General features: G+C 36.2%; 3 protein-coding genes. All 3 read right to left on the bottom strand.

All coding sequences use genetic code 11. The features are described from left to right. Window positions 1-3: 3 nt before the first annotated feature. On the bottom strand, window positions 4-489 hold the full coding sequence (locus K4I03_RS00025) for a hypothetical protein (RefSeq protein WP_227963278.1): 486 nt from the start codon (window positions 487-489) through the stop codon (window positions 4-6). A 14-nt stretch (window positions 490-503) separates the two neighbouring features. Next, on the bottom strand, window positions 504-641 hold the full coding sequence (locus K4I03_RS00020; protein ID WP_227963277.1) for a YopX family protein: 138 nt from the start codon (window positions 639-641) through the stop codon (window positions 504-506). Next, window positions 625-1,074 (bottom strand): YopX family protein (locus tag K4I03_RS00015; RefSeq protein ID WP_227963276.1); only part of this gene is annotated, 450 nt, incomplete at its 5' end. The genes K4I03_RS00020 and K4I03_RS00015, both read right to left, overlap by 17 nt.

Genomic DNA, 1,074 nt, shown 5'->3' with positions numbered 1-1,074 from the left:
TGTTTAAAAAAGTTCCAATTCCCAATAGACCATACCATTCCCTGTTTTTCTCATTTGGAATAGCTCTACTGGATCTTTTATTCCATTTTCAGATAAACGAACTTGGAAAGTTTCAAAGACTTTATCTAATTCATTAAATTCCAAGAACTTCTCTAACATCGGGATATAAGGGTGCTCTGCTTGCCGTGTCAGGTCGAACAGTTGCAAATCTAAAAAAATGTCTGTTAACTCTGAAGAACACACTTTGACACTAGCTTCTTCAAAAAAGTTCCTTGTCTCTTCGTCTGGAAAAAAATTGGAATCTTGTATCGATAAAACTTTAGCCGCAACAAAAACGACGGAATCATCATAATCAATCGAAAAAGTAGCACTTGTACGCCAAAGATAGCTTACTTGCTGATAGCCATTCACCACGCAAGTTACAACTGTCTCTTTATCAGAATTGAGCATAAAGTCTCCCAACACCTTATTGATTTCTGCGAATTTCATCTTTTTCCCCTTTTCTATTTAGGTAACAATTCTGGATTATCATAAATGTTTCCAACAACCAAGCTTTTATCGATTCCAGGCCACAAATCAATAGATTCACTACCAGTATCAATCAACCAACTGCCATTCCATGCTCTAAATTTTGGTGTCATTTAGCTTCTCCTGTTTACTTTTGGCATACATGATTAAATCTAGTGAATTATCATAGATATTCCCTAAAACTTTGCAATTTCTAACAAAATCTAGTTCAAACGGAGAGCATGTGGCAGGAGTTACATTGAGGTATTCTAAATAGAAACCAAATCCTGTACTTTCAATGACTGAGCCTTCATCATCTTCAAAATAGTTGTACCTTCCGAAGCCAACAATACATGCGAAAGAATTGGTTCGAATAATATCTCCCTCAAAAATCTCTCGGCCAACTTGGTCTTTGAATCCTGTTGATTGTCCTACAGTATTATCTTCAAAATAGTTGTACCTTCCGAAGCCAACAATACATGCGAAAGAATTGGTTCGAATAATATCTCCCTCAAAAATCTCTCGGCCAACTTGGTCTTTGAATCCTGTTGATTGTCCTACAGTATT

Origin of the sequence: Streptococcus sanguinis (assembly GCF_020729725.1) — a bacterium.
GTDB classification, from domain to species: domain Bacteria; phylum Bacillota; class Bacilli; order Lactobacillales; family Streptococcaceae; genus Streptococcus; species Streptococcus sanguinis_V.
Note: the sequence above shows the minus strand (reverse complement) of the source record. Positions and strands in the feature narration are given on the sequence as shown.

What these genes read in the sequence shown, in the direction of transcription:
- K4I03_RS00025 (WP_227963278.1), bottom strand. Translation starts at nt 489, where the DNA reads ATGAAATTCGCAGAAATCAATAAGGTGTTGGGAGACTTTATGCTCAAT.
- K4I03_RS00020 (WP_227963277.1), bottom strand. Translation starts at nt 641, where the DNA reads ATGACACCAAAATTTAGAGCATGGAATGGCAGTTGGTTGATTGATACT.